38 protein-coding genes are annotated in these 23,824 nt (G+C 42.3%); 6 read left to right on the top strand and 32 right to left on the bottom strand.

The window, feature by feature from the left end; all coding sequences use genetic code 11:
* Positions 1-19 precede the first annotated feature (19 nt).
* The 27 genes from secY to murB form a co-directional block, all read right to left on the bottom strand.
* Entirely contained in the window at positions 20-1,336 is a 1,317-nt protein-coding gene (gene secY, locus AC075L_RS16480; RefSeq protein WP_118409023.1) for a preprotein translocase subunit SecY, read from the bottom strand.
* Complete coding sequence (gene rplO / locus AC075L_RS16475) at positions 1,336-1,776, bottom strand: 50S ribosomal protein L15 (protein WP_008707274.1); 441 nt, start codon at positions 1,774-1,776, stop codon at positions 1,336-1,338. The genes secY and rplO overlap by 1 nt, the downstream gene beginning before the upstream one ends.
* Before the next feature lie 143 nt (positions 1,777-1,919).
* Positions 1,920-2,102, bottom strand: coding sequence for a 50S ribosomal protein L30 (rpmD, locus tag AC075L_RS16470; RefSeq protein WP_008707273.1), 183 nt, complete (start codon positions 2,100-2,102; stop codon positions 1,920-1,922).
* Positions 2,103-2,117: 15 nt separating this feature from the next.
* Positions 2,118-2,627, bottom strand: coding sequence for a 30S ribosomal protein S5 (rpsE, locus tag AC075L_RS16465; RefSeq protein ID WP_008707272.1), 510 nt, complete (start codon positions 2,625-2,627; stop codon positions 2,118-2,120).
* Positions 2,628-2,645: 18 nt separating this feature from the next.
* The gene (rplR, locus tag AC075L_RS16460) at positions 2,646-3,014 is read right to left on the bottom strand and encodes a 50S ribosomal protein L18 (RefSeq protein WP_008707271.1); all 369 of its coding nucleotides are present in this window, start codon (positions 3,012-3,014) and stop codon (positions 2,646-2,648) included.
* A 17-nt stretch (positions 3,015-3,031) separates the two neighbouring features.
* Positions 3,032-3,571, bottom strand: a complete 540-nt coding sequence (rplF, locus tag AC075L_RS16455; protein ID WP_008707270.1) for a 50S ribosomal protein L6 — start codon at positions 3,569-3,571, stop codon at positions 3,032-3,034.
* A gap of 88 nt (positions 3,572-3,659) precedes the next feature.
* Positions 3,660-4,061, bottom strand: a complete 402-nt coding sequence (gene rpsH / locus AC075L_RS16450) for a 30S ribosomal protein S8 (protein WP_008707269.1) — start codon at positions 4,059-4,061, stop codon at positions 3,660-3,662.
* Positions 4,062-4,204: 143 nt separating this feature from the next.
* Positions 4,205-4,390 carry a type Z 30S ribosomal protein S14 gene (locus tag AC075L_RS16445; protein ID WP_008707268.1) on the bottom strand — a complete coding sequence of 62 codons (186 nt, stop codon included), beginning with the start codon at positions 4,388-4,390 and terminating at the stop codon, positions 4,205-4,207.
* Between the two features lie 15 nt (positions 4,391-4,405).
* Entirely contained in the window at positions 4,406-4,945 is a 540-nt protein-coding gene (gene rplE, locus AC075L_RS16440; RefSeq protein WP_008707267.1) for a 50S ribosomal protein L5, read from the bottom strand.
* A 21-nt stretch (positions 4,946-4,966) separates the two neighbouring features.
* The gene (gene rplX / locus AC075L_RS16435) at positions 4,967-5,278 is read right to left on the bottom strand and encodes a 50S ribosomal protein L24 (RefSeq protein WP_008707266.1); all 312 of its coding nucleotides are present in this window, start codon (positions 5,276-5,278) and stop codon (positions 4,967-4,969) included.
* 11 nt (positions 5,279-5,289) lie between these two features.
* Positions 5,290-5,658 (bottom strand): 50S ribosomal protein L14, encoded by a 369-nt coding sequence (gene rplN, locus AC075L_RS16430; protein ID WP_008707265.1) that lies wholly within the window; start codon positions 5,656-5,658, stop codon positions 5,290-5,292.
* Positions 5,659-5,671: 13 nt separating this feature from the next.
* Complete coding sequence (rpsQ, locus tag AC075L_RS16425) at positions 5,672-5,926, bottom strand: 30S ribosomal protein S17 (protein ID WP_008707264.1); 255 nt, start codon at positions 5,924-5,926, stop codon at positions 5,672-5,674.
* A 15-nt stretch (positions 5,927-5,941) separates the two neighbouring features.
* The gene (gene rpmC, locus AC075L_RS16420; protein WP_020994114.1) at positions 5,942-6,151 is read right to left on the bottom strand and encodes a 50S ribosomal protein L29; all 210 of its coding nucleotides are present in this window, start codon (positions 6,149-6,151) and stop codon (positions 5,942-5,944) included.
* Positions 6,141-6,578: a 50S ribosomal protein L16 gene (gene rplP / locus AC075L_RS16415; protein WP_008707261.1), complete on the bottom strand. Its 438-nt coding sequence runs from the start codon at positions 6,576-6,578 to the stop codon at positions 6,141-6,143. Before rplP ends, rpmC begins: the two co-directional genes overlap by 11 nt.
* Positions 6,578-7,234 carry a 30S ribosomal protein S3 gene (rpsC, locus tag AC075L_RS16410; RefSeq protein WP_008707259.1) on the bottom strand — a complete coding sequence of 219 codons (657 nt, stop codon included), beginning with the start codon at positions 7,232-7,234 and terminating at the stop codon, positions 6,578-6,580. The genes rplP and rpsC overlap by 1 nt, the downstream gene beginning before the upstream one ends.
* 11 nt (positions 7,235-7,245) lie before the next feature.
* Positions 7,246-7,635, bottom strand: a complete 390-nt coding sequence (gene rplV, locus AC075L_RS16405) for a 50S ribosomal protein L22 (protein ID WP_008707257.1) — start codon at positions 7,633-7,635, stop codon at positions 7,246-7,248.
* 88 nt (positions 7,636-7,723) lie between these two features.
* Positions 7,724-8,005 carry a 30S ribosomal protein S19 gene (rpsS, locus tag AC075L_RS16400; RefSeq protein ID WP_008707255.1) on the bottom strand — a complete coding sequence of 94 codons (282 nt, stop codon included), beginning with the start codon at positions 8,003-8,005 and terminating at the stop codon, positions 7,724-7,726.
* A gap of 15 nt (positions 8,006-8,020) precedes the next feature.
* Positions 8,021-8,866 carry a 50S ribosomal protein L2 gene (gene rplB / locus AC075L_RS16395; protein ID WP_055052566.1) on the bottom strand — a complete coding sequence of 282 codons (846 nt, stop codon included), beginning with the start codon at positions 8,864-8,866 and terminating at the stop codon, positions 8,021-8,023.
* A 194-nt stretch (positions 8,867-9,060) separates the two neighbouring features.
* Entirely contained in the window at positions 9,061-9,360 is a 300-nt protein-coding gene (gene rplW, locus AC075L_RS16390) for a 50S ribosomal protein L23 (protein ID WP_008707251.1), read from the bottom strand.
* Positions 9,360-9,980, bottom strand: coding sequence for a 50S ribosomal protein L4 (rplD, locus tag AC075L_RS16385; RefSeq protein ID WP_008707249.1), 621 nt, complete (start codon positions 9,978-9,980; stop codon positions 9,360-9,362). The genes rplW and rplD overlap by 1 nt, the downstream gene beginning before the upstream one ends.
* A 21-nt stretch (positions 9,981-10,001) precedes the next feature.
* Positions 10,002-10,634 (bottom strand): 50S ribosomal protein L3, encoded by a 633-nt coding sequence (gene rplC, locus AC075L_RS16380; RefSeq protein WP_008707247.1) that lies wholly within the window; start codon positions 10,632-10,634, stop codon positions 10,002-10,004.
* Between the two features lie 96 nt (positions 10,635-10,730).
* Positions 10,731-11,048 (bottom strand): 30S ribosomal protein S10, encoded by a 318-nt coding sequence (gene rpsJ / locus AC075L_RS16375; protein ID WP_008707245.1) that lies wholly within the window; start codon positions 11,046-11,048, stop codon positions 10,731-10,733.
* Positions 11,049-11,608: 560 nt separating this feature from the next.
* Positions 11,609-12,754, bottom strand: a complete 1,146-nt coding sequence (locus AC075L_RS16370; protein ID WP_055052567.1) for a hypothetical protein — start codon at positions 12,752-12,754, stop codon at positions 11,609-11,611.
* 323 nt (positions 12,755-13,077) lie between these two features.
* A complete protein-coding gene (locus tag AC075L_RS16365; protein WP_008707243.1) occupies positions 13,078-13,332 on the bottom strand; it encodes an HPr family phosphocarrier protein in 255 nt (84 codons plus the stop codon).
* Positions 13,329-14,288 (bottom strand): DNA-binding protein WhiA, encoded by a 960-nt coding sequence (gene whiA, locus AC075L_RS16360; RefSeq protein ID WP_025579631.1) that lies wholly within the window; start codon positions 14,286-14,288, stop codon positions 13,329-13,331. The genes AC075L_RS16365 and whiA overlap by 4 nt, the downstream gene beginning before the upstream one ends.
* Before the next feature lie 10 nt (positions 14,289-14,298).
* Positions 14,299-15,186, bottom strand: a complete 888-nt coding sequence (rapZ, locus tag AC075L_RS16355) for an RNase adapter RapZ (protein ID WP_008707241.1) — start codon at positions 15,184-15,186, stop codon at positions 14,299-14,301.
* A gap of 92 nt (positions 15,187-15,278) precedes the next feature.
* Positions 15,279-16,199 carry a UDP-N-acetylmuramate dehydrogenase gene (gene murB, locus AC075L_RS16350; RefSeq protein WP_055052568.1) on the bottom strand — a complete coding sequence of 307 codons (921 nt, stop codon included), beginning with the start codon at positions 16,197-16,199 and terminating at the stop codon, positions 15,279-15,281.
* Between the two features lie 649 nt (positions 16,200-16,848).
* On the opposite strand from murB, the gene AC075L_RS16345 reads away from it, so the two are divergent.
* The 6 genes from AC075L_RS16345 (at position 16,849) to AC075L_RS16320 (ending at position 20,576) form a co-directional block, all read left to right on the top strand.
* Entirely contained in the window at positions 16,849-17,268 is a 420-nt protein-coding gene (locus tag AC075L_RS16345) for a stage V sporulation protein AB (RefSeq protein WP_118331051.1), read from the top strand.
* Positions 17,269-17,385: 117 nt separating this feature from the next.
* Positions 17,386-17,850: a SpoVA/SpoVAEb family sporulation membrane protein gene (locus AC075L_RS16340; protein WP_055052570.1), complete on the top strand. Its 465-nt coding sequence runs from the start codon at positions 17,386-17,388 to the stop codon at positions 17,848-17,850.
* Positions 17,851-17,919: 69 nt separating this feature from the next.
* Positions 17,920-19,002, top strand: a complete 1,083-nt coding sequence (locus AC075L_RS16335) for a stage V sporulation protein AD (protein ID WP_182447978.1) — start codon at positions 17,920-17,922, stop codon at positions 19,000-19,002.
* Between the two features lie 30 nt (positions 19,003-19,032).
* A complete protein-coding gene (locus AC075L_RS16330; protein ID WP_008707235.1) occupies positions 19,033-19,389 on the top strand; it encodes a SpoVA/SpoVAEb family sporulation membrane protein in 357 nt (118 codons plus the stop codon).
* A gap of 6 nt (positions 19,390-19,395) precedes the next feature.
* Positions 19,396-20,010 carry a stage V sporulation protein AA gene (locus AC075L_RS16325; protein ID WP_055150452.1) on the top strand — a complete coding sequence of 205 codons (615 nt, stop codon included), beginning with the start codon at positions 19,396-19,398 and terminating at the stop codon, positions 20,008-20,010.
* A gap of 68 nt (positions 20,011-20,078) precedes the next feature.
* A complete protein-coding gene (locus tag AC075L_RS16320; RefSeq protein WP_022381088.1) occupies positions 20,079-20,576 on the top strand; it encodes a QueT transporter family protein in 498 nt (165 codons plus the stop codon).
* Positions 20,577-20,747: 171 nt separating this feature from the next.
* On the opposite strand, the gene AC075L_RS16315 is transcribed toward AC075L_RS16320, so the two are convergent.
* The 5 genes from AC075L_RS16315 to AC075L_RS16295 all read right to left on the bottom strand — a co-directional run bounded on the left by AC075L_RS16315 (position 20,748) and on the right by AC075L_RS16295 (position 23,772).
* Entirely contained in the window at positions 20,748-21,461 is a 714-nt protein-coding gene (locus AC075L_RS16315; RefSeq protein WP_008707232.1) for a SigF/SigG family RNA polymerase sporulation sigma factor, read from the bottom strand.
* A 2-nt stretch (positions 21,462-21,463) separates the two neighbouring features.
* Positions 21,464-21,889 (bottom strand): anti-sigma F factor, encoded by a 426-nt coding sequence (gene spoIIAB, locus AC075L_RS16310; RefSeq protein ID WP_020994121.1) that lies wholly within the window; start codon positions 21,887-21,889, stop codon positions 21,464-21,466.
* A 22-nt stretch (positions 21,890-21,911) separates the two neighbouring features.
* On the bottom strand, positions 21,912-22,229 hold the full coding sequence (locus AC075L_RS16305; protein WP_306441450.1) for an STAS domain-containing protein: 318 nt from the start codon (positions 22,227-22,229) through the stop codon (positions 21,912-21,914).
* Between the two features lie 204 nt (positions 22,230-22,433).
* Positions 22,434-22,721 carry a hypothetical protein gene (locus AC075L_RS16300; protein WP_476387911.1) on the bottom strand — a complete coding sequence of 96 codons (288 nt, stop codon included), beginning with the start codon at positions 22,719-22,721 and terminating at the stop codon, positions 22,434-22,436.
* Complete coding sequence (locus AC075L_RS16295) at positions 22,669-23,772, bottom strand: tetratricopeptide repeat protein (RefSeq protein ID WP_476387910.1); 1,104 nt, start codon at positions 23,770-23,772, stop codon at positions 22,669-22,671. Before AC075L_RS16295 ends, AC075L_RS16300 begins: the two co-directional genes overlap by 53 nt.
* Between the last annotated feature and the right edge of the window lie 52 nt (positions 23,773-23,824).

Genomic DNA, 23,824 nt, shown 5'->3' with positions numbered 1-23,824 from the left:
GCACCACAACCTCTCATTTTTAATTGTTCAGAAAGCCTTTGTAATTACGTACGAGAAGCTGTGACTCAATCTGTTTCACAGTTTCGAGGATAACACCAACAATAATGATGATAGATGTACCACCGAATGAAACATTCGCTCCGAACACACCATTAAAGATGAACGGAATCACGCACACAATGATAAGACCTACTGCACCTATAAATATAATATAATTTAAGATATTAGTCAAATAGTCTGACGTAGGTTTTCCAGGACGAATACCCGGAATAAATCCACCCTGCTTTTTGATATTATCTGCAACTTCCAGAGGATTGAATGTAATGGAAGTGTAGAAATATGCAAAGAAAACACAAAGTACGATGTAAAGAACCAGTCCCCATGAATACTGAAGCTGTTTCGGATTACACCAGTTATTGGAAGAAAGACCACGAATAATCTCACTTCCGATTCCTGTACCATTACCTTTTCCTGTTAACTGCGCAATGACAGCCGGGAAAGACATAATGGAGGATGCAAAGATAACCGGGATAACACCGGCGGTGTTAACCTTCAGCGGAATGTTGGTGGACTGACCGCCCATCAGCTTTCTTCCGACCATTTTCTTGGAATACTGAACCGGAATTCTTCTCTCTGCTCCGTTAAGGATAAGTACCAGAACTACTACCAGAAGAATAACGGCTGCAATGATCAGTCCTGCAAGAGTACCCTTTGCAATCGTTTTTCCTTTAATAAAGTTCTCATACAGTAATGCCAGGTCGCTTGGTACTCTGGAGATGATATTAATGGTAAGTACGATGGAAATACCATTTCCAACGCCTTTTTCCGTAATACGCTCACCGAGCCACATCAGCATAGCTGAACCGGCTGTAAGGCAGGCAACAACTACAACACCTTTAAAGAAGTCCAGATCCGGAATCATACCCTGACGTCCGAATCCGATTGCCATTGCGATTGACTCAAATAAAGCAAGACCTACGGTCACATAACGTGTGATCGCAGTCATCTTCTTTCTTCCCTCTTCACCATCTCTCTGCATTTCTTCCAGTGCCGGAATTGCAATGGTAAGAAGCTGAATGATAATGGAAGATGTAATATACGGTGTGATGTTCAATGCGAAAATTGACATTCTTTCAAATGAACCACCGGTAAATGCATCAAAGAAGTTGAACGCATCACCGGCATTGCTGCTGAACCACTGTTTGAAGAAATCACTGTCAACTCCCGGTACCGGGATCTGGCAGCCGATACGGATGATAAAAATCATCCATATCAGATACAACAGCTTGCGTCTCATTTCTTTCACTCTAAAAACATTTTTAAGAGTTTCAAACATTAGATCACCTCTACTGTACCACCAGCAGCTTCAATTTTTGATTTTGCAGTCTCGCTGACAGCGTTTACTTTGACATTAAGTTTCTTTGTCAGCTCACCGTTTCCAAGAATTTTAACGCCATCAGCGATCTTGGAGATTGCACCGCTTGCAAGTAAGCTTTCTGCTGTAACTTCTGCACCATCTTCAAAACGGTTCAGTACGTCAACGTTGATTGCAATGATCTCTTTTGTATTTCTGTTTTTGAATCCTCTCTTAGGCAGACGTCTGTATAAAGGCATCTGACCACCTTCAAATCCCGGTTTCTTGTGACCGGAACGAGCTAACTGTCCTTTGTGTCCTTTACCGGCTGTTTTACCGTTTCCAGAACCATGTCCACGGCCTCTTCTGAAGTTATCGCTGTGCTTAGAACCTTCTGCTGGTCTTAAGTTTGATAATTCCATGTTGGCACCTCCTTATTATTATTTCAAATCTATAAGTTCAGATTGTATTGTGTCTGAATATGTTTCTGTATGCTCCTGCCATTCTCTGCGAATAACAGGTTCATATCAGATCCATATCAGAATTCTCTCTGGTTAAATCGCAATTAAGCTTCTTCAACCTTTACCAGGTGCTGTACCTGCTGAATCATTCCTCTTGTTGCTGCGTTATCCGGCATTTCAACTGTTTTGTGCATTTTTGTAAGACCCATAGCTGCAACAGTTTTTTTGTGTTTCGGAACTGCACCAATAGGAGATTTTACTAATGTAACTTTTAATGTGTTTGCCATTTTTGTATTTCCTCCTTAAGCCAGAATCTCATCAACAGATTTTCCGCGAAGTCTAGCAACTTCTTCCGGAGTTTTTAACTGTCTTAAGCCTTCGATTGTTGCAAGAACAACGTTCTGTTTGTTTCTGGATCCCATACATTTTGTACGGATGTTTTTGATACCAGCTAACTCGATTACCGCACGGGCAGGACCGCCGGCGATAACTCCAGTACCTTCCGGAGCTCTCTTCAGAAGCATTTCAGCGCTTCCGTATTTTCCAACGAAGTCATGTGTAATAGAGTTGTTTTCGTCTCTTGCTACTGTTACTAATTTCTTAATAGCATCCTCTTTTCCTTTGCGGATCGCTTCAGGAATTTCAGCTGCTTTACCTAAACCTGCACCAACGTGTCCGTTGCCGTCACCTACAACAACTAAAGCTGTGAAACGGAAGTTACGACCACCTTTAACAACCTTGGTAACACGCTTGATTGATACTACTTTATCTTCTAATTCTAACTGACTAGCATCAATAAGATTACGTTTCATGTGTTTCGCTCCTCCTTATTAGAATTTCAGCCCAGCTTCTCTTGCTGCGTCTGCCAGTGCTTTAACTTTACCGTGGTAGATATAGCCTCCTCTGTCGAAAACAACGCTTTCGATGCCAGCTTCAACAGCTTTCTTACCAATAACGGTTCCTAAATGTGCAGCTGCTGCTACATCATCAGTGTTCTCTAACTCAGCTCTTACTTCTTTCTGAAGAGTAGAAGCAGATACTAAAGTTTTTCCTACAGTGTCATCAATGATCTGAGCATAAATATGCTTGTTGGAACGAAATACTGCTAAACGTGGTGTTGTTGCAGTTCCGTTTAAATGATGACGTAATCTTCTATGCTTATTCTCACGAATTTTCGCTCTAGATGCCTTATTTACCATTTTCTCACCCTCCTGAATTATTTCTTACCAGTCTTACCAACTTTACGTCTGATAACTTCATCAACATACTTAATACCTTTACCTTTGTATGGCTCAGGTCTTCTCTTGTCTCTGATCTCAGCTGCAAACTGGCCGACTTTTTCTTTGCTGATACCGGATACGATAATCTTGTTACCATCTACTTTGGTTTCGATTCCGTCTGGATCTTCCATTTCTACCGGATGAGAATATCCAAGGCTAAGTGTGAGCTTTTTGCCCTGTTTTGCTGCTTTATAACCTACACCGTTAACTTCAAGCTCTTTTGTATAGCCTTCGCTTACACCAACAACCATGTTGTGGATCAAGCTTCTTGTTAAACCGTGAAGAGATTTCATTTTCTTTAAGTCGTTTGGTCTGGATACTACTACATGACCATCTTCGACTTTGATTTCCATTTCTGTAGGAAGTGCTCTTTCGAGAGTTCCTTTTGGTCCTTTTACAGTTACTACGTTGCCTTCAGCGACAGTTACTTCTACGCCTGCAGGAATAGCAACCGGAAGTCTACCAATTCGTGACATATGTTTGTCCTCCTTACTTAGATTATCGGAGAGGATGTTTCATCCTCTCTGTTTTCAGTTTGTTCTCTATAAAAAATCTTGGTTCAAATTACCAAACGAATGCTAATACTTCGCCGCCAACCTGAAGTTTACGAGCTTCTTTATCAGTAATAACACCTTTGTTTGTAGAAAGAATTGCGATTCCAAGTCCACCAAGAACTTTTGGAAGCTGATCCTTACCTGCGTAGATACGAAGACCAGGTTTGGAAATTCTCTTTAAACCAGTGATGATTTTTTCGTTTTTGTCTTCACCGTATTTCAGTGTGATATGAAGAGTTTTAACAACTCCGTCTTCAACTAAATCATATTTTGCAATATATCCTTCATCAACAAGGATGTTAGCAATTGCAGTTTTCATTTTGGATGCCGGAACATCTACTGTGTCATGTTTTGCAGTGTTTGCGTTACGGATTCTTGTAAGCATATCTGCGATTGGATCGCTCATTGTCATGTTAGTTTCCTCCTGTTATTCAGACTTTACATGTGCATATATATTAATTGTTTACATTGTTACCTGTTTTATCATAAATCTCGTTTGGACATATGATCGGACTGATAAATCAGCCGATCGTTTATTTTATTTAAATCCGGTTCCTACCAGGAAGCCTTCTTAACACCCGGGATTTGTCCCTTGTAAGCTAATTCACGGAAGCAGATTCTGCAGATTCCGTACTTTCTTAAAACAGAATGTGGACGTCCACAAATATTGCAACGTGTATATTCTCTTGTGGAGAATTTCTGTTTACGCTGCTGTTTGATTTTCATTGCTGTTTTAGCCATGAATCGTTCCTCCTATTATTTTGCAAACGGCATATTGAATAATGTCAGTAATTCACGAGCTTCTTCATCAGTCTTAGCTGTAGTAACGAAGATGATGTCCATACCTCTTACTTTGTCAACTTTGTCATATTCAACTTCCGGGAAGATCAGCTGCTCTTTGATACCCAGAGCGTAGTTTCCACGACCATCGAATGCGTTCGGGTTAACACCACGGAAGTCACGTACACGAGGAAGTGCAAGGTTGATCAGACGATCAGCGAACTCGTACATTTTTTCTCCTCTTAATGTAACTTTACAACCGATCGGCATACCCTCTCTGATTTTAAAGTTAGCGACAGATTTTTTAGCTTTAGTAGCGATTGCTTTCTGTCCTGTGATAAGTTCCATATCTGCGATTGCAGCATCAAGAAGCTTAGCGTTTTCTTTGGCTTCACCAACACCCATATTGATTACGATCTTGTCGAGTTTTGGCACTTCCATAACATTTTTGTATCCAAATTTTTTGGTCATGGCATCCATGATCTCATTTTTGTACATTTCTTTTAATCTACTCACTTGTCATGCCTCCTCTCTTAATTAATCGATAACCTTACCGGTCTTTTTAGCAACGCGGACTTTTTTGTCGCCGTCCATCTGGAATCCTACTCTTGTAGCCTGTCCATCAACAACCAGCATAACGTTGGAGATGTGCAGTGGAGCTTCTTTTGTAATGATTCCGCCCTGCTGATTTGCAGCAGATGGTTTGCTGTGTTTTGTAACTTTGTTGATATTCTCAACAACAACGGTATTGTCTTTTGCGTTAACTGCAAGGACTTTACCCTCTTTGCCATTATCTTTACCAGCGATAACTTTTACAGTATCACCTTTTTTAATTTTCATAGCTGACATTAGGCACCCTCCTATAATACTTCCGGAGCTAAGGAAACGATCTTCATGAATTTCTTTTCACGAAGCTCTCTGGCAACTGGTCCAAAGATACGTGTTCCTCTCGGAGTTAAGTCGTCTTTAATGATTACGGCAGCATTTTCATCGAAACGGATGTAAGATCCGTCTTTACGACGAGCGCCTTTTTTAGTTCTAACTACAACAGCTTTTACAACGTCACCTTTTTTAACAACGCCGCCTGGTGTTGCATCTTTAACAGTAGCAACGATTGTATCGCCAATGCTTGCATATCTTCTTGTAGAGCCGCCCATAACACGAATACAAAGGATTTCTTTTGCACCAGTGTTGTCGGCAACTTTCAGTCTAGTTTCCTGCTGGATCATACTGGTTTCCTCCTTATTTAACTTTCTCTACGATTTCAACCAGTCTCCATCTTTTATCCTTGGATAACGGTCTGGTTTCCATAACTTTTACGGTATCACCGATATTGCACTCATTGTTTTCGTCATGAGCTTTTAATTTATATGTTCTCTTCACGATCTTTTTGTAAAGAGGATGTTTTACATGGTCTTCAATAGCAACTACAATGGTCTTGTCCATCTTATTGCTGACAACCTTACCCACGCGGGTTTTTCTCAGATTTCTTTCCACGATAGTTTCCTCCTATTATTTGGAAGCGTTAGCCTGCTCAGTAATTACTGTCTGGATTCTTGCAATGTTCTTGCGAACCTCTTTAATGCGGCTTGTATTCTCTAATTGATTAGTTGCATTCTGAAATCTCAGATTGAAAAGTTCTTTTTTAGCAGCTACTAATTCTTCATTTAATTCTGCAGCTGATTTTGCCTTTAAATCTTCCACGAATTTATTAATTTTCACTGTTATCACCGCCTTCTAAGTCTGCACGAGAAACGATTTTACATTTACATGGTAACTTGTGCATCGCAAGACGTAATGCTTCACGAGCGATTTCCTCGGAAACGCCTGCGATTTCGAACATTACACGTCCTGGCTTAACAACTGCTACCCAGTATTCGAGAGCACCTTTTCCGGAACCCATTCGTGTTTCTGCTGGTTTCGCTGTTACTGGTTTATCTGGGAAAATCTTGATCCAAACCTGACCACCACGTTTGATATAACGAGTCATAGCAACACGGGCTGCTTCGATCTGGTTGGAACGGATCCAACACGGTTCGGTTGCAACAAGTCCGAATTCACCATAATTGATCTTATTACCTCTAAGGGCTTTTCCTCTCATGGAGCCACGGAATTGTTTACGACGTTTTACTCTTTTTGGCATTAACATTATTTATCGCTCCCTTCCTTAGTTCCTTTTGTTGGAAGTACTTCGCCATTGTAGACCCAAGCTTTTACGCCAACTTTGCCGTATGTTGTGTCTGCTTCTGCGAATCCATAGTCAATATCTGCACGAAGTGTCTGAAGCGGGATAGTTCCTTCGCTGTAGAACTCTGTACGAGCCATATCAGCACCGCCAAGACGTCCGGATACGGATGTTTTGATACCTTTAGCTCCGGCCTTCATTGTTCTCTGCATTGTAGATTTCATAGCACGTCTGAAAGAGATACGGTTCTCAAGCTGAAGTGCGATATTCTCTGCTACTAACTGAGCGTCTTTGTCTGGTCTCTTTACTTCTTTGATATCTACGATAAGTTTCTTGTCTGTGAATTTCTTTAATTCAGCTTTAACTTTTTCGATCTCAGCTCCGCCTTTACCGATTACGATACCAGGTTTAGCTGTGTAGATGATGATCTTAACTCTGTCAGATGCTCTCTCGATCTCGATCTTGGAAACACCTGCGCTGTATAATTTCTTTTTAAGGAATGTTCTGATGTTGTAGTCTTCTACCAGGTAATCAGCGAAGTCTGCATCAGCATACCATCTTGAATCCCAATCCTTGATAACACCGACTCTAAGGCCATGTGGGTTAACTTTCTGTCCCATGCTTTTCCTCCTTATCTTTCATCCAGCACGATGGTGATATGGCTTGTTCTCTTCTCGATTCTGTAAGCTCTACCCTGTGCTCTTGGCTGAATTCTCTTCATTGTAGGTCCTTTATCTGCATAGCAGGCTGCAACGTAGAGGTTGTCTGCATTCATTCCGTTGTTGTTTTCAGCATTTGCAATTGCTGACTCAAGAAGTTTCTTGATAACGCTGGAAGCGTATCTTGGGTTGTATGTTAAGATACCAAGTGCTGTCTGCACATCTTTACCGCGGATTACATCTAACACGTAGCAGGCTTTCTGAACAGAAATTCTTGCATAAGATAATTTTGCAGACGGTCTTGTCTCTCTATTACTCTCATTTCTGGCTCTTTTTATCTGGCTTCTATGTCCCTTTGCCATTTTAAAGTGCCTCCTTTCCTCTTTCTCTCAATATCAGGTTAACCTGTCCGCTGTCTTGTGGGCAGCAGACAGAATATAAAGTCAAATACTAGCGAACACCGGATTTCTTTTCGTCTTTTCCGTGTCCTCTGTAAGTTCTGGTTGCAACGAACTCACCGAGTTTGTGGCCAACCATATCTTCTGTTACATATACCGGCACGTGTTTTCTTCCGTCATGGACAGCGATTGTGTGTCCTACGAAGGACGGGAAGATTGTAGAACGGCGTGACCAGGTTTTGATAACGGATTTATCATTTGCAGCGTTTAATGCATCTACTTTTTTAAGTAAGCTGGCATCTGCAAAAGGTCCTTTTTTCAGTGAACGAGACATGCTTAATCCTCCTTATTATTTCGTTAAAGCTTTTCCATCGCGTCTTCTTACGATGAGTTTGTTGGACGGTTTGTTTTTCTTTCTTGTCTTCAGACCAAGAGCAGGTTTTCCCCATGGAGTGCATGGACCTGGACGACCGATACCAGTCTTTCCTTCACCACCACCGTGTGGATGGTCATTCGGGTTCATTACGGAACCACGAACAGTAGGTCTGATACCCATGTTACGTTTACGTCCGGCTTTACCGATGTTAATCAGGTTGTGATCTCCGTTTCCAACGATACCAACAGATGCGCGGCATACGATTGGAACCATTCTCATTTCACCAGATGGCAGACGCAGTGTTGCGTATTTGCCTTCTTTAGCCATTAACTGAGCGCCGTTTCCAGCAGAACGAACCATCTGTCCGCCCTTTCCAGGATGAAGCTCAATGTTGTGTACCATTGTACCAACCGGGATAAGCTCTAATGGTAAGCAGTTACCAACACGAACTTCTGCATCAGCTCCGTTCATAACTTTCTGACCTACTTTTAAGCCTTCCGGTGCAAGGATATATGCTTTCTCGCCATCTACATAAGAGATTAAAGCGATGTTTGCTGTTCTGTTTGGATCATACTCGATGGAAACTACTGTTGCAGGAATTCCATCTTTTCTTCTCTTGAAGTCGATGATTCTGTATTTTCTTCTGCTTCCGCCTCCGCGGTGTCTAACTGTAATCTTACCCTGGTTGTTACGTCCAGCGTTTTTCTTTAAAGACACGGTAAGAGATTTCTCTGGTGTAGATTTTGTGATCTCTGAGAAATCGGAACCAGTCATATGTCTTCTAGACGGTGTATATGGGTTATAACTTTTGATTCCCATTTTTGTTCTCCTTTCAAATTTGTCCTCACGCTTTTGAATGCGTATACTCGCGATAATCAGAGTGCCGAGGATTCATAAGAAGCAGACCGTCATGCTTGCATGTAAGGTCGGATTCTTGTGAAGACTCATAAGCGTGTAACGCGGCTGAGGAAGCAAAGCTTCCGAAGTGGCACTCATACCGCATGGGCTATCAATTAAAGTCCTTCGAAGATTTCGATATCTTTGCTGTCTTCTGTCAGAGCTACGATAGCTTTTTTGGTTTTAGCAGTTGTTCCAACTGTCATACCACGGCGTTTTTTCTTTCCATCCATATTCATGGTGTTAACGCTCTTTACTTTTGTTCCTTCGAACATTTTCTCTACAGCTTCTTTAATCTGAGATTTGTTTGCTTCCGGATGAACTAAGAAAGTGTATTTCTTTTCAGCCATTGCATTCATAGATTTTTCTGTAATCACTGGTTTCTTGATTACGTCATAGTACTTGATATCAGCCATTATGCATATACCTCCTCGATGGATGCTACAGCATCTTTGGTTACGATTACGGTGTTGTGGTTCATAACATCGTATACGTTGATAGTACTTGGAGTTGCAGTCTGAACATCAGTGATGTTTCTTGCGGAAAGGATTACGTTCTTGTCATCTGTTGCTGTGATAACCAGAGCTTTCTCAGCTTTCAGGTTTGTAAGAACTTTCTGCATTTCCTTTGTCTTAACATCTGCTAATGTAAGAGCATCAACAACTACTAATTTATTGTCCTGAACTTTGGAAGTCAGAGCAGATTTTAAAGCAGCTCTTCTTTCTTTCTTGTTCATTTTTACTTCATAATCTCTTGGTACCGGAGCGAATACAACACCGCCGCCAGTCCACTGTGGTGCACGGATGGAACCCTGTCTAGCATGACCTGTTCCTTTCTGTCTCCACGGTTTTCTTCCGCCGCCGCTTACTTCAGAACGTGTTTTAGCTTTCTGAGTACCCTGGCGATTATTTGCAAGCTGACGAACAACAGCAAGGTGAACAAGATGCTCATTGACTTCTACGCCGAATACTGCATCATTCAGTTCCATTGTTCCAACTTCGTTGCCTTCCATATTATAAACAGTTACGTTTGCCATTTGTGTGCTCCTCCTTTCTTATTATAAGGACTTTACTGTCTCTTTGATAGTAACCAAAGATTTCTTAGGTCCTGGAACAGCACCTTTAACTAACAGTAAGTTATTTTCTGTATCTACGCGTACAATCTCAAGGTTCTGTACAGTAACCTGAACATTTCCCATATGACCTGGCATGTGTTTTCCTTTAAATACCTTGCTCGGATCAGAACAAGCACCATTGGAACCTGCATGACGGTGATATTTGGAACCGTGAGCCATAGGTCCTCTTGACTGACCATGTCTCTTGATCGCCCCCTGGAAACCTTTACCTTTGGAAACAGCTGTTGCATCAATGTGATCGCCGTCTGCAAAGATATCAGCTTTAATTTCCTGTCCTACTGTATATTCAGCAGCGTTATCAAATCTGAACTCTTTAACGAATCTCTTTACTGCAACGCCAGCTTTGTCAAAGTGTCCTTTTTCCGGTTTGTTAACAAGGCTTTCTCTGATGTCTCCGAATCCAACCTGAACTGCTTCGTATCCATCGTTCTCTTCTGTCTTAACCTGAGTTACGACACAAGGACCAGCCTGTAAAACTGTTACCGGAATCAACTGGCCGTCTTCATTGAAGATCTGAGTCATTCCGACTTTAGTAGCTAAAATAGCTTTCTTCATTCTTTCTTCCTCCTTATAGCGGATTACCGATTACCGGCAATCATATAGTAAATAGCTTAATGCTTAGAGCATTATCAAATTGGGGTTGATGACTAATTATTTAGTCTTCATCTTGATATCGATGTTAACACCTGCTGGCATTTCCAGTCTTGACAGAGCATCTACTGTCTTCTGTGTTGGTGTAAGGATATCGATCAGTCTCTTATGAGTTCTCTGTTCGAACTGTTCTCTGGAATCTTTGTATTTATGAACGGCTCTTAAGATTGTAACAACCTCTTTCTTAGTTGGAAGTGGAACCGGTCCGCTTACCATTGCTCCGTTCTTTTTAACAGTCTCGATGATTTTTGCTGCTGATGCATCTACTAACTGATGATCATAAGCCTTTAATGTGATTCTCATTACCTGATTTGCCATAAAAAAAGTCTCCTCCTATTCGTACTTTTCAAGCAGTACGACAAGCGGCGACTGTACACATCTCCGTGTGTGTCTTTCGATTTTTTACCACACACGCCATCCCTGGATGGTCTTCTGAACTTGTACAGTGACTTGTCGTCAGTTTTCAAACTTGACATTCGCTCCACGGAAAACCTGCCATCTCTGTGGCAGCAACCTCGCGCTTCATTGCTATCAATGTCACAACAATTGAGAGTATACACGACCTCTCAGAAAAATGCAAGTGTTTTTTTCACTTTTTTTGATATTTTTTTGTACTTGATTCCGTACAATTTTTTATTGAATTTGGGCTTGTATGTCGAAACAAAAAAGACTCAACTTGTCGAAACACTAATGGCTTTATTATATAGAAACATTACGGAATAGTGAACGACAAGGCCGATATCTGCAGGTCTGCTGACGCAGGACTTCACGATATGATGGAGATCGGATTGTCTGCAGTAAAAAGAACGTGTTCCTTCTATATTATATATAGGAAGAAACACGTTCTTTTCATCGTCATATTTTTTCAATCTCTTATTTTATTCTTCAGCAGTCTGTTTCTGCGGATAGACCGGCTTCTCATCCGCAATGATATCGGAATAATCAAATAATGTAACCTTTGTAACATCGTCTCTCACAATATCCGGCGCATCGCCCTGACTTCTGGCTGTCTCGGCAATCTGTGCTGCCGACCATGTCGGAATTACCATACGCCTGATTTCTTCCTGTGCGTTTCCTTCTGTTTCCTCTGCTTCTACCGGTTTTCTGTCCGAAGCATTCATCATCTGTTTCAGCTGCTCTTTTACCTGAGGCACGATCACTTCTGTCTTTCCGGAAACAGGCTCCATATGTATATCACCTGCATCCGGTTTCGTCTGTACAGATTCTTCCTGCTTTACCGGTACATCCGCCGTAGCTGCTGCAATCTCTTTTCTGAGAAGTTCATGGGCTTCGCTTGTCGCAGTCTGAATTGTTTCCGGCTGCGCAGGCTTCACAGGTTCCAACTCATCTTCATAGATTTCATCCACAAAACCGCCTGTTTTAATTTTCTTTCGTTCCGGAGCCTTTCCTTTCCTGCGTGCCCTTTCCTCTTTCTTAATCTGGCGTTCCTCTTCTTTATAACGCTTCTCTCTTGCCTTCTCTTCTCTCTTAAGTTCCTTCTTGCTCTTAACATATCCGGGTTCTGTATCTGTTTCATCATAATCATCCTGCGGTTCTTTTTTCAGAAGTTCCGCAACTATATACAGAATTACCAGGAAAAGGACGGCAAGTCCGAGAATAATAAGTCCCTCTATGCTTTCTGTTGCAAGAAGGAGATATCCTGCATATCCTATTGTGATCACAACCTTCGGTATGTAATCCTTCACCTCAACGGCAACAGGTTCTGCATCTTTGTCACTGGAATCTATCACCTTAAAAATATGATTCTTTTTATCCATTTCCGTAATCATATAACGGTATGCTTTAGAATCAGTCTGATACAGAATAGAATCACCAACCGCTGCCTCTTTGATCTTTACCGGAATTGCATAAGTAACCGATCCCATGGGCAGATTCGTTTCTTTGCCGGAATCATCCATAATCTCTGTCGTAATTCCCAAAAACGGCGGAACTGCCAGCCCGACAACACAGACAATGGTGCATATCACTATAAAATGTACAATAAATTTCAGAAATTTTGACATTTGTTACGCTCCTCATTTCTACTCTTTTCGCTCATTATACCCTGTTTTATCTTTATGGTCAATCTAATGTTATTGTTATGGCAATGCAATTGATTGCTGTGTTACTATTCACACACCACTATCCCGCGAGGTGTTTTGGCATGAATATGCCAAAATCCCGAGACATACAAGCCAAAATTCCATTGCCGTAGGCAATCTGGAATGAATTTTGGCTACGTTACTGTGAACGAAGTGAACAGTAACATTGCTGTCGTATACACGACAAAACACATCCGAAAAGCGGTCTTCCCTTCCGGATGTGTTCTATCCTGAATACTATTTGATCACTGATTACTTAAGTACTGCTCAATACCTGCCATAGCAGCTTCCTCATCCTCACCATTTGCAGATAAAGTAATTTCTTCCCCTGCATCAAGCCCAAGCGTCATCATACCCATAATGCTCTTTGCATTCACGCGCTTCTTTCCAATCTCTACATAAATCTCACTGTTGAACTGACTAGCCACCTGTACCAACTGTGCCACCGGACGCGCTTCCAGACCTGTGGATAAATTAATGGTGATTGGTTTTTTGATCATAATAATTCTCCTCCTTGTTTCTCCCGCAGTTCGTCAGCCATTGCACTCAGCTTTCTCAGTCTGTGATTGACTCCCGATTTGCCCACCTGCGGGCTTAACATCATTCCTAATTCTTTTAGTGTAGCTTCCGGATACTGCATCCGAAGTTCAGCAACCTGTGCAAGTCCTTCATTAAGCTGCTCAAATCCTATTTTCTGCCGGACCAGCTTAATATCCTCCATCTGCTTGACGGCTGCATTTACGGTTTTATTAATATTCGCAGTTTCACAGTTTACTTTTCTGTTTACTGAATTTCTCATTTCCTTCAGTATGCGGATGTTCTCCAGGTCCATCAATGCCACATTAGCTTCCATAACAGCAAGCATGTCAACAATCTGCGCACCTTCTTTCACATAGACCACATGTGATTTCTTACGCTGTACGATTTTGGCATCTACCGAAAAACTGCGGATGATCGTCTGTAGCTGCTCTGCTCTTTTTGCATCAGAACATACAATCTCAAAATGATACCCCTTCTCAGGATCACTGATTGAACCGGATGCTAAAAAAGCTCCCCTGATAAACGCCCGTTTGCAGCAATTCTGCTGTACCACCAGCATATCCGACAATACAAGCGTACCCTGGTCGATACTGTTCGTGACAAGCCGCAGTGCCTGAAAAATTACCTGGATCTCTTCGGGATCAGTTATTTCTATTGTATATACCTTCACCCGTTTCAAGTGACTGTTCTCACGTACAAATATCTTTGTTTCTATATTAAATGTTTTTTGCAATAATGTAAAGCACTTTCTTGCAACTGCTTCATTTTCCGTCTGGATTTTCAGTTTACTGTCCCCTGAAAAACATTCCATTTTCCCACAGGAACATAAAATCGCAGCCAGTTCTGCCATTTTGCAATGTCTGGCCAATCCAATCTGTCTGGAAAGTTCTTCCTTCACCATCCCTGAAAAAGACATCTCTCCTTTATCATCCTTCCTGTTTTCTGACCAGTCGGTCTTTCTGTGCATCTCTGTGTTCCAGCCTGAATCCGTATTTTGTATTTCCAGACAATCTGGAATAAAGTTCTCTTGCTAGCGTGACGGAACGATGCTTGCCGCCTGTACATCCAATTGCGATCACCAGATTTGTCTTTCCCTCTTTCACATAATTCGGAATAAGGAAATTGATCATATCTTCCAGTTTATCCGCAAATGTCCTGGCTATATCACAATCCATTACATAATTAAAAACCCTGTCATCCAGCCCTGTCAGCGGTCTGAGTTCGTCCACATAGTATGGATTCGGCAGGAAACGCACGTCAAACACGAGATCCGCATCTGCCGGTATTCCATATTTAAATCCAAATGACAGTACAGAAATCATCATATTGCAGAAATCCTGATTATCTACAAATATCCTGTCGATCTCCTGTTTCAGTTCTCTTGTCAGAAGATTGCTGGTATCAATGATATAATCCGCACGCTCTTTCAGAAAACGCATCTTCTCTCTTTCCATCCGGATTCCATCATCCACTCTTCCCCCCATTGCAAGAGGATGACTTCTGCGGGTTTCTTTATAACGTTTGACCAGAACACTGTCCTGCGCATCCAGAAACAGGATTTCAAAATCATACCCTGCCTTTTTCATTCTGTCCAGTACAATCTCCAGCTCATCCAGAGAACGCCCGCTTCTTGCATCGATCCCCAGTGCAACATTCTGCACATCTTCTCCATGTATCTCAGGCATCAGTGATGCAAATTTCTCCAGTAAAGGGATCGGCAGATTGTCTACACAAAAATACTTCGCATCCTCCAGCATTTTCAATGCAGATGTTTTTCCTGCTCCCGATACTCCTGTAACTATTACAAAACGCATTTTCTATCTCCCGTCACTTCTTAATCTCATCTGTTGCTCATTGGTCTTTGGTCTTTGCACTCTGTTCACAGTACTTTTTCGATTCAGTCAGATCAAAATTTTCCAAGAAATTTCACTTCCGGTTCAAGAGTCACGCCAAACTGTTCTTTTACTTTATCCTGTACATCTCTGAGCAGTCTGCACACATCTGCTGCAGTTGCATTATCTTTATTGATCACAAACCCACAGTGCTTCTCGGAAACCTGTGCACCGCCTGTCTGGTATCCTCTCAGCCCTGCATCCATGATCAGCTTTCCGGCAAAATACCCTTCAGGACGTTTGAATGTGCTTCCCGCACTTGGAAATTCAAGAGGCTGTTTGCTTACTCTCTGTTCTGTCAGTTCTTTCATTCTTGCTTTTATGGCTTCCTGATTCCCCTGTTCAAGAACGATCACTGCGCTCAACACCAGATATCCTTTTGTTTTCACAAGACTTGTGCGATATCCCATTTCCAGCTTCTCTGCCGGAAGTACGAGAATTTCTCCTGCAGCTGTCATAACAGTTACTTCTTTCAGCACGTCTTTCATTTCACCGCCATAGGCACCTGCATTCATGACAACTGCACCGCCTAATGTGCCGGGAATTCCTCCGGCGAACTCAAATCCTGTCAGCGACGCATTTTTGGCTGCCGCCGCGATCTGTGACAGCAGAGCTCCTGCTGTTGCATGGATTTCATTTCCTTTTACTGTAATATCACCATAATTTCTGTAAAGCTGAATAATGACACCCCTGTATCCTTCATCGCTTACCAGAAGATTACTTCCATTTCCAAGAATGAAATATGGCAGTTCTTCATTTTTGCATATCTTCAGAATCCCACTCAGTTCTTCCTCAGAAGACGGAAGCAAAAAGTAATCTGCCGGACCGCCAATCCGAAATGTGGTATGACGTTTCATGGGTTCATCCACTTTCACTTTCTCTTCTCCCAGCAGATCATTAAATTTCTCTATTATATTCTGATTCACAGATTTCATTCCTCAATCTTTCTATATTTATTATGATTTATTATGTTTCTTTTGACGTTTTCATTCTGTCGAATTTTCCGATCAGTTCCTAGTACATCGTTTCGTAAATAACTATACCAATCGCGTAGGATGCGGATTCGAGTGTGCTGGTATAAAAACGCAGGCGTAGCGGGCTACGCTGAGGCTTTTAGACCTGTGCAATCGGATTCGCAGACAAGTGAGTGGTATAGTTATTTCGAAAACGATGTACTAGAGTGTCAGATAATACAGTCATTATACTGTTACTGTTCACTCAGTTCTCAGTAACTTAACCAAAATTCATTCCAGATTGCCTGCGGCAATAGAATTTTGGCTTGTATGTCTCAGGATTTTGGCACATTCATGCAAAAATACCTCGCGGGATAGCGGTGTGTGAACAGTAACATTATACTATCTCTCTGTCCAAAAGTACAGTTATTCATACATTCTTTTGCTGCCGGATATATTACCAGAATTACTGTTCACTCTGTTCTCAGCAACAAATGAATGACAGTGTATATATTTTTATATTTCTGCCATAATACATATCACAGATATATCTGTCCGGTGCTTCACAATAACAGACTGCCGGACAGTTACCTGGAAACTTCTTTTGTTGTCGGCAGGATTGGAGGCACTTATGTTAGAGCAGATTTTTCTCGGATTTACAGGACTATGTTCCGGTTTTATTATTGCCGGAGGACTAACCGGTCTTATGATCGGCCTTTCTATTATTCCCAGATATGCAGGAATTACCCACACAGCAAATCATATATTGCTGTACGAAGACATCACATTCTGGGGAACAGAACTTGGAAACCTGTTCTTTCTTTTTCACTGGAATATCCGGTTAGGCACCCCGTTTCTGATTCTGTACGGGCTCTTTTCAGGGATTTTCCTTGGTGGATGGATCATGGCCCTGGCAGAGATGGCAGATATTTTCCCTATCTTTGCCAGAAGAAGCAGATTCCAGAGAGGTCTTTCTTTTACAATCCTGTGCATAGCCGCCGGCAAAACTGTCGGGGCACTGATTTACTATTATAACGGATGGCTGCCATAATTTCCAGCTAATCTTTAACATCAGTGCCAAAAAAGCAGCAATCGATTACTCTTTACTCCGTTCTCAGTAACCTGGTGTGCCAAAATTCCGGATTTTCAATCAGAAAGGTTTTATATTATGTCAGACAATAATCTCAGTCAGAAAAAACAGAAACAATATGAAGAATACGTAAAAGCAGTCACTCCTGTCCACAGCCTGCCACTGAATATGTGCAAAGCATTTTTCACAGGCGGAGTCATCTGTGTTGTTGGACAGGTCATCTTAAATTACGCAGATACCCTTGGGCTGGACAAAGATACCGCCGGCTCCTGGTGTTCCCTTATCCTGATCCTTTTCAGTGTGATCCTCACAGGATGTAATCTTTATTCCAAAATCGGCAGATTCGGCGGTGCCGGAAGCCTTGTCCCAATCACCGGTTTTGCCAATTCCGTAGCTTCCTCTGCGATCGAATATAAGGCAGAAGGACAGGTATTCGGCATCGGATGCAAAATATTTACGATCGCAGGACCCGTAATTCTTTATGGAATCCTGAGTTCATGGATTCTCGGTGTGATTTATTATCTTTTTACAATGATCCCGTAACTATTCAGCATCCATATCCTGAGAGGTGTTTTTGCATAAGAATCATACAATTATACAAGGAGGTTTCCTATGAACAGACAAATGACCTGCGGTACATCCAGCATTTCATTTCAAAATCCTGTCTTTGTTCAGAGCTGTGCTTCTGTTGTCAGCCGGAAAGAAGGGGAAGGGCCATTGGGCGTATACTTTGATACCATATGTGAAGATCCCATGTTTGGAACAGATACCTGGGAAGCTGCAGAAAGCACTCTGCAAAAGCAGGCCGCTCTGCTGGCAATCAAAAAAAACGGCCTCACCTGTTCCGATATACAGCTTCTTTTTGCAGGCGACCTGCTGGCTCAGACATCAGCCTCTTCTTTCGGAACCGCTGATCTGAAAATTCCTTTTTACGGTCTTTTCGGAGCATGCTCCACTATGGGAGAATCTCTTTCCCTTGGTTCAATGTGTATCGACGGCGGGTACGGAAAATATATCCTCTGCGCAACTTCCAGCCACTTTGCCAGCGCAGAAAAAGAATTTCGTTTTCCCCTGGGATATGGAAATCAAAGACCCTTATCTGCTACCTGGACAGTCACCGGTGCCGGAGCCTGTATACTTGGATATGAACCGCCACCACGCCCGGACAACAAAACACTAAACACACTCCGTAACCGCAATATCTGTGCAGTTATAACAGGAATCACCACCGGAAGACTGATTGACTTTGGGTTCAGGGATTCCCTCAATATGGGAGCTTGCATGGCTCCTGCTGCCTGCGACACCATAGCCCGAAATCTTCAGGATTTTCACCGAAAACCATCCGATTATGATGCCATCTTCACCGGTGACCTGGGAATGGTAGGACAGAAAATCCTTTTCGACCTTCTATCAGAAAAAGGATTTGATATCTCATCTGTCCATCAGGACTGCGGTATGCTGATCTATGATCCTCAGACTCAGGATACACATTCCGGCGGCAGTGGATGCGGATGTGCCGCCTCTGTTCTGGCAGGCTATATTCTTCCGGGTATTATACAGAAAAAATGGAAAAGGATTCTCTTTGTTCCCACAGGTGCCCTTCTGTCAAAGGTAAGCTTCAACGAGGGAGATCCTATTCCCGGTATCGCACACGCTGTTGTAATAGAACAGTACAGGGTTCCGGATATGATGTAGATACAGAAATTTTTTCAGGAGGAAAAATACATGGACTATTTTAATGCATTCTGGACAGGCGGACTGATCTGTGCCCTGGTACAGATTCTTCTGGACAGAACAAAGCTTATGCCCGGACGGATCATGGTACTTCTGGTATGTACAGGTTCTGTTTTAAGCGCTGTCGGGATCTATCAGCCATTTGCAGAATTTGCCGGAGCAGGTGCTTCTGTTCCACTGCTTGGTTTTGGCAATATCCTGTGGAAAGGAATGAAAGAATCCATTGACAAAAACGGACTGATCGGGCTCTTTATGGGAGGCTTTACCGCCTGCGCGGTGGGAGTCTCCGCAGCACTGATCTTCTCTTATCTTGCAAGCCTGATCTTTAAGCCCAAAATGAAAGGATAACATACCATGAGTGATACTCTCTATTTACAGTTAGATCAGAATATCCAGATAAACCATCCACACATTTATCTGCAGGACATTGCAAAACTTTCCTGCAGCAACAGTAAAATCCTGAACCGACTCCGGGTGATGCCAGTTATAAATCTTGATCCGGATAAACCAGGACGTTATGTAATGTCTGTCATGGATCTGATCTCCGAAATCAAAAAAAAAGAACCCGACCTTGAAATCAGTAATATTGGAGAAGCCGACTTTATCATCACTTTTAAAAACAAACCCGGTCCCGGACTTGTCTGGCAGTGGTGCAAGATTATTTTCGTCGGTCTTGCCGCCTTTTTCGGTGCAGGTTTCTCTATCATGACATTTAATAACGATGTAGATGTCGGTGGTCTCTTCTCACAGATCTATACCCAGGTCACAGGACAGACCTCCGGTCATTTTACTGTTCTTGAGATCACTTATTCCATAGGAATCGGACTTGGGGTACTTTTCTTCTTCAATCATTTCGGTCATATGAAAATAACAGATGATCCAACACCTATGCAGATACAGATGCGTCTGTACGAGGAAAATGTTAATAAAACTCTTATCAAAGACATTGACCGTACTTCCGAAAAGTGATATACTTCGATAGCCGAGTGTTCGAAACCTTCCACTCGTAAAACAAATACTAAAGGAGATAATCAAATATGAAAAACAAAGGTACTCAGTTTCTGGCAGAAGCAGCAGTGATCGGAGCTATTTATGTGGTTCTGACTCTTTTATTCGCACCACTCAGCTATGGCGAAATTCAGATTCGCTTTTCGGAAGCACTGACCATCCTGCCATTCTTTACACCGGCTGCGATTCCGGGGTTATTTGTGGGATGTATCATTGCCAATCTCTTTGGCGGTGCCATTCCTGTAGACATTATTTTCGGAAGCATCGCAACACTGATCGGAGCAGTATTTACTTACAGACTCCGCAGCTGCAACCGTTTTCTTGCGCCGATCCCGCCAATTGTTTCCAATGCAGTCATCGTGCCATTCGTACTTCACTTCGGATACGGAGTAAATCTTCCGATTCCGCTTATGATGCTTACCGTAGGTATCGGAGAAGTAGTTTCCTGTGGTGTAGTAGGACTGATTCTTCAGACAGCCCTTCTGAAATACAAAAATGTGATCTTCAGATCACAGAGAACTGTATAACTTACGACATATAACAATAAAGATATTATAGCAAAAAGAGTGTGCAATATTATAGTAATCCGCACACTCTTTTTGTTACTGTTTACTCCTTTCACAGTAACCTCTTTTTTATTTACCTCTTCAGAGAATACTCCACCTTCTACAAGCGATGAGTTAATTACTCCCATCTGCTTATACCTGCTTTTTAAGTTCCTTCAGAATCCGCTTTTCCATCCTGGACACTTGGACCTGGGAAATTCCCATCTCTGCCGCAATCTCCGTCTGCGTCATATCCTTAAAATATCTCATACCGATCAGCTGACGTTCTCTTGCATCCAGTTTTTTCAGTATTTCATCTAGAAAAATCCTGTTCAGTGCTGCATCCTGTCCATTTTCTTTTTCCTGGAGCCTGTCCATAAGCGAAATATCATTTCCATCTCCCTGATAGATAATTTTGTGCAAAGATTCCACTTCAGCTCCTGATTCCATCGACATCACCACTTCATCTACTGAAAGTTCTGTCGCTTTCGCAACTTCCTCCAGTATCGGTTCACGTCCCAGTTCTTTTTCCAGTGCTTCTCTCGCAGAATAAATTCTGGCACAGTTCTCTTTCAGGTTTCTGCTCACCTTAAGCATCCCGTCATCCCTCAGATAGCGTCTGATTTCACCTATGATCATGGGAACAGCATAAGTTGAAAACTTCACATCGTACGAAATATCAAAACGATCTATGGCTTTCAGTAGCCCAATGCTTCCTATCTGCACGATATCTTCCATTTCCACACTGCGCCCGGCAAATCTTTTCGCCATGCTGTACACAAGTCCTGCGTTTTCTTTAAATACAGTATCTCTTGCTTCTTTATCCCCCTGTTGTGACTTCATGATCAGAGCAAGAGTATGGTCCATTCCTACCTCCCGATCGTCTTTTTCATATGGACAACTGTTCCATATCCCACCTGTGATTCTACTGTTACCTCATCCATAAACGCTTCCATAAATGTAAATCCCATCCCGGAACGATCCTTCTCCGGCTTTGTTGTAAAAAGAGGCTCCATAGCTTTTGCAACGTCTCTGATCCCCACTCCCTTATCGATCACATCAACCCATAATTTCTGCCCTTCCCTTCTGCAGAAAATCTCTATCTTCTGCACCTGGCCTTCATAAGCATGAATAATACAGTTTGTCACAGCCTCTGACACAGCAGTTTTCAGATCTGCCACTTCCTCCAGAGTAGGATTCAGCTGTGTGCAGAAAGCTGCCGCCGCAACTCTTGCCAGCCCCTCATTCTCAGGTCTGCTGTCAAAAATAATTTTCATTTCATTGGTATTTTCCATAATAGTTTTCTTCCCCCTCTCTTTAGACTTCCCCACAGATTTCGACAAATTTATATACCCCTGACAGATGCAGCAGCTTTTCAATATAGGAATTTACTCCTGTAGCCTGTATACAGTCACCGCGCATCCCCATCATCCGGTATCTCCCCATGATCAGCCCTATCCCTGAACTGTCCATAAACGCTGTTCCTGAAAAATCAAATGTAATCGTCCGTATATATTTTTTCCGTATAATATCATCTGAATCTCTGCGTATCTCGTCTGTCACCATATGATCTACCTCTTTCGGTAAATGAATGATCAGGGAATTTCCCTGTATTTCAAATCTGTTCTCCATCATATCCCTCCTCACTTTTTGTCAGGCGAATGTTCGCAATCCACTTTGCAGTGTAGCTCTACATCAAATAACTGTTTATTACTTTTCGCAGCCTCCTACTTGATTCGGTAAAAAAAAGAGACACATGACTTCCATGCATCTCTTTTGTATCTTTACATCTTCTTATGATATTTCATGTCTTCTGCCACATCAAAATGAAAAATAGTATCAATATCCGGAATCGTCATAATCACCGGTGTCATAACTTCCGTCATCCGCCGAATCACCATCAGAATTATCGGAAGAACCATCATCATATTCCCCACTGTCATAGGAACCATCGTCATAACTTCCATCTTCCGCTGAATCTGAAGAAGCATCTCCCTCTGCGCTGTCACCACTGTCCGTGCCGTCTGCTGCTGTCGCATCTGTAGTTCCTTCAATTCCGGTTGTCCCTGTAGTGTTACAGATCGTATTGTAGATTCCCTTCAGATCCGCAGGCAGCAGAATCCGCATAAACATTCTGTATCTTCAATGCAGCCTCATCTGCATTCTGCTGCTGTAATGCTGCATATGCTTCGATCAGAGCTTCATAACTGCTGCTCTTTTTCTTCTCTTCCTCTATCTGTTTGGAAGCAGCCTCAACTGTGTCCCCTGATTCCTGAGCCTGACTCTGTGCCTTGGTCAGCTCAGCTCCCTGACTGGACACTGCATCACTGTATTTCATAATCTGCTGATTCGCTTCCCTGTAGATTCCCTGACGTATGGCAGGAACAGCCAGAAGATAAAACGCCAGCAATCCTGCACAAAATCCGGCAACCAGTGTAAAAAACAGCGGAATCCTTCCTTTTTCTTTATACTGAGGAATCTGGATTGCCATATCATTCTCACTGCTGTCCACAGCTTTCCTGTTTCTTTTATTCTGACGTTCCAGACGTGTGGATACTCCTGTCTGTTCGTCAATCTCTCTCAAAAAACGAAGGGTTGTTGTATTTGTTTTATCAATCCGCGCGGCTTTCCTTAACGTCTTTCTTGCCTTGTTATATTCCCCCTCTTTCATCTGCACAAGTGCCAGAAGATGGTAACCTTTGATCAGTTTTGGATTCTGTATGAGAATCTTCTTCAGCCTGATCGCAGCCATATCCTCATGACCTTCCCTGCACAGGTTTAAGGCATCATTATACTTTCTGATCGTTTCATTGATCGCCTCAAGCTTATTGGAGTTCGCCTGCAGCTTGTTAATATATTCTGATGCCAGATTTCTGGATGGCTGAAGATTCTTACTGATCACCCATTCACTGAGTGCGGCAACCACCTCCCCTGTCTCAAAATATACCAGTCCAAGAAGATTTCTCGCCTGAATGTTATGCTTATTATAAATAAGACTCTGCTTCAGACAGTCAATCGCCCCTGAAAGATCGCGGACACTGGCTTTCTCAAGCCCCCGGTTGTAATACTGTCTGGAAAGGTAATCTACCTTTTTCTGGATCAGCACATTACATCCACATTTCGGGCAGTAATCCAGATCTTTGTCCACCAGAAATGCGCCACAATTCATACAATTCATGTGTATCTCCTTATTTTACCCGTCTGCCACTCTTGGCTTCGCGGAGAACTTC

This window comes from Blautia sp. ZXY-1-B12 (assembly GCF_056339915.1).
Note: the sequence above shows the minus strand (reverse complement) of the source record. Positions and strands in the feature narration are given on the sequence as shown.

Excerpts from the sequence above, each read along its gene's own strand:
- rpsS (WP_008707255.1), bottom strand. The coding sequence starts at position 8,005 with ATGTCTCGTTCACTGAAAAAAGGACCTTTTGCAGATGCCAGCTTACTT.
- secY (WP_118409023.1), bottom strand. The coding sequence starts at position 1,336 with ATGTTTGAAACTCTTAAAAATGTTTTTAGAGTGAAAGAAATGAGACGC.
- rpsC (WP_008707259.1), bottom strand. The coding sequence starts at position 7,234 with ATGGGACAGAAAGTTAACCCACATGGCCTTAGAGTCGGTGTTATCAAG.
- AC075L_RS16300 (WP_476387911.1), bottom strand. The coding sequence starts at position 22,721 with ATGCGGATTCTGCTGCCTGCGGATCTGAAGGGAATCTACAATACGATC.
- rpsJ (WP_008707245.1), bottom strand. The coding sequence starts at position 11,048 with ATGGCAAATCAGGTAATGAGAATCACATTAAAGGCTTATGATCATCAG.
- AC075L_RS16345 (WP_118331051.1), top strand. The coding sequence starts at position 16,849 with ATGTTAGAGCAGATTTTTCTCGGATTTACAGGACTATGTTCCGGTTTT.
- rplR (WP_008707271.1), bottom strand. The coding sequence starts at position 3,014 with ATGGTAAATAAGGCATCTAGAGCGAAAATTCGTGAGAATAAGCATAGA.
- AC075L_RS16320 (WP_022381088.1), top strand. The coding sequence starts at position 20,079 with ATGAAAAACAAAGGTACTCAGTTTCTGGCAGAAGCAGCAGTGATCGGA.
- AC075L_RS16305 (WP_306441450.1), bottom strand. The coding sequence starts at position 22,229 with ATGATGGAGAACAGATTTGAAATACAGGGAAATTCCCTGATCATTCAT.
- rplV (WP_008707257.1), bottom strand. The coding sequence starts at position 7,635 with ATGGCAAAGGGACATAGAAGCCAGATAAAAAGAGCCAGAAATGAGAGT.
- AC075L_RS16370 (WP_055052567.1), bottom strand. The coding sequence starts at position 12,754 with ATGTCAAAATTTCTGAAATTTATTGTACATTTTATAGTGATATGCACC.
- rpsH (WP_008707269.1), bottom strand. The coding sequence starts at position 4,061 with ATGACAATGAGCGATCCAATCGCAGATATGCTTACAAGAATCCGTAAC.
- AC075L_RS16340 (WP_055052570.1), top strand. The coding sequence starts at position 17,386 with ATGTCAGACAATAATCTCAGTCAGAAAAAACAGAAACAATATGAAGAA.
- AC075L_RS16295 (WP_476387910.1), bottom strand. The coding sequence starts at position 23,772 with ATGAATTGTATGAATTGTGGCGCATTTCTGGTGGACAAAGATCTGGAT.
- rplW (WP_008707251.1), bottom strand. The coding sequence starts at position 9,360 with ATGGCTGATATCAAGTACTATGACGTAATCAAGAAACCAGTGATTACA.
- rpsE (WP_008707272.1), bottom strand. The coding sequence starts at position 2,627 with ATGAAACGTAATCTTATTGATGCTAGTCAGTTAGAATTAGAAGATAAA.
- rplB (WP_055052566.1), bottom strand. The coding sequence starts at position 8,866 with ATGGGAATCAAAAGTTATAACCCATATACACCGTCTAGAAGACATATG.
- rplX (WP_008707266.1), bottom strand. The coding sequence starts at position 5,278 with ATGTCAGCTATGAAAATTAAAAAAGGTGATACTGTAAAAGTTATCGCT.
- whiA (WP_025579631.1), bottom strand. The coding sequence starts at position 14,288 with ATGTCTTTTTCAGGGATGGTGAAGGAAGAACTTTCCAGACAGATTGGA.
- AC075L_RS16335 (WP_182447978.1), top strand. The coding sequence starts at position 17,920 with ATGAACAGACAAATGACCTGCGGTACATCCAGCATTTCATTTCAAAAT.
- AC075L_RS16445 (WP_008707268.1), bottom strand. The coding sequence starts at position 4,390 with ATGGCTAAAACAGCAATGAAAATCAAACAGCAGCGTAAACAGAAATTC.
- murB (WP_055052568.1), bottom strand. The coding sequence starts at position 16,199 with ATGAAATCTGTGAATCAGAATATAATAGAGAAATTTAATGATCTGCTG.
- rplO (WP_008707274.1), bottom strand. The coding sequence starts at position 1,776 with ATGGAATTATCAAACTTAAGACCAGCAGAAGGTTCTAAGCACAGCGAT.
- AC075L_RS16325 (WP_055150452.1), top strand. The coding sequence starts at position 19,396 with ATGAGTGATACTCTCTATTTACAGTTAGATCAGAATATCCAGATAAAC.
- AC075L_RS16365 (WP_008707243.1), bottom strand. The coding sequence starts at position 13,332 with ATGATCAAAAAACCAATCACCATTAATTTATCCACAGGTCTGGAAGCG.
- rplN (WP_008707265.1), bottom strand. The coding sequence starts at position 5,658 with ATGATCCAGCAGGAAACTAGACTGAAAGTTGCCGACAACACTGGTGCA.
- AC075L_RS16330 (WP_008707235.1), top strand. The coding sequence starts at position 19,033 with ATGGACTATTTTAATGCATTCTGGACAGGCGGACTGATCTGTGCCCTG.
- rplD (WP_008707249.1), bottom strand. The coding sequence starts at position 9,980 with ATGGCAAACGTAACTGTTTATAATATGGAAGGCAACGAAGTTGGAACA.
- rpmD (WP_008707273.1), bottom strand. The coding sequence starts at position 2,102 with ATGGCAAACACATTAAAAGTTACATTAGTAAAATCTCCTATTGGTGCA.
- rplF (WP_008707270.1), bottom strand. The coding sequence starts at position 3,571 with ATGTCACGAATTGGTAGACTTCCGGTTGCTATTCCTGCAGGCGTAGAA.
- rplP (WP_008707261.1), bottom strand. The coding sequence starts at position 6,578 with ATGTTAATGCCAAAAAGAGTAAAACGTCGTAAACAATTCCGTGGCTCC.
- rplC (WP_008707247.1), bottom strand. The coding sequence starts at position 10,634 with ATGAAGAAAGCTATTTTAGCTACTAAAGTCGGAATGACTCAGATCTTC.
- AC075L_RS16315 (WP_008707232.1), bottom strand. The coding sequence starts at position 21,461 with ATGGACCATACTCTTGCTCTGATCATGAAGTCACAACAGGGGGATAAA.
- rapZ (WP_008707241.1), bottom strand. The coding sequence starts at position 15,186 with ATGCGTTTTGTAATAGTTACAGGAGTATCGGGAGCAGGAAAAACATCT.
- spoIIAB (WP_020994121.1), bottom strand. The coding sequence starts at position 21,889 with ATGGAAAATACCAATGAAATGAAAATTATTTTTGACAGCAGACCTGAG.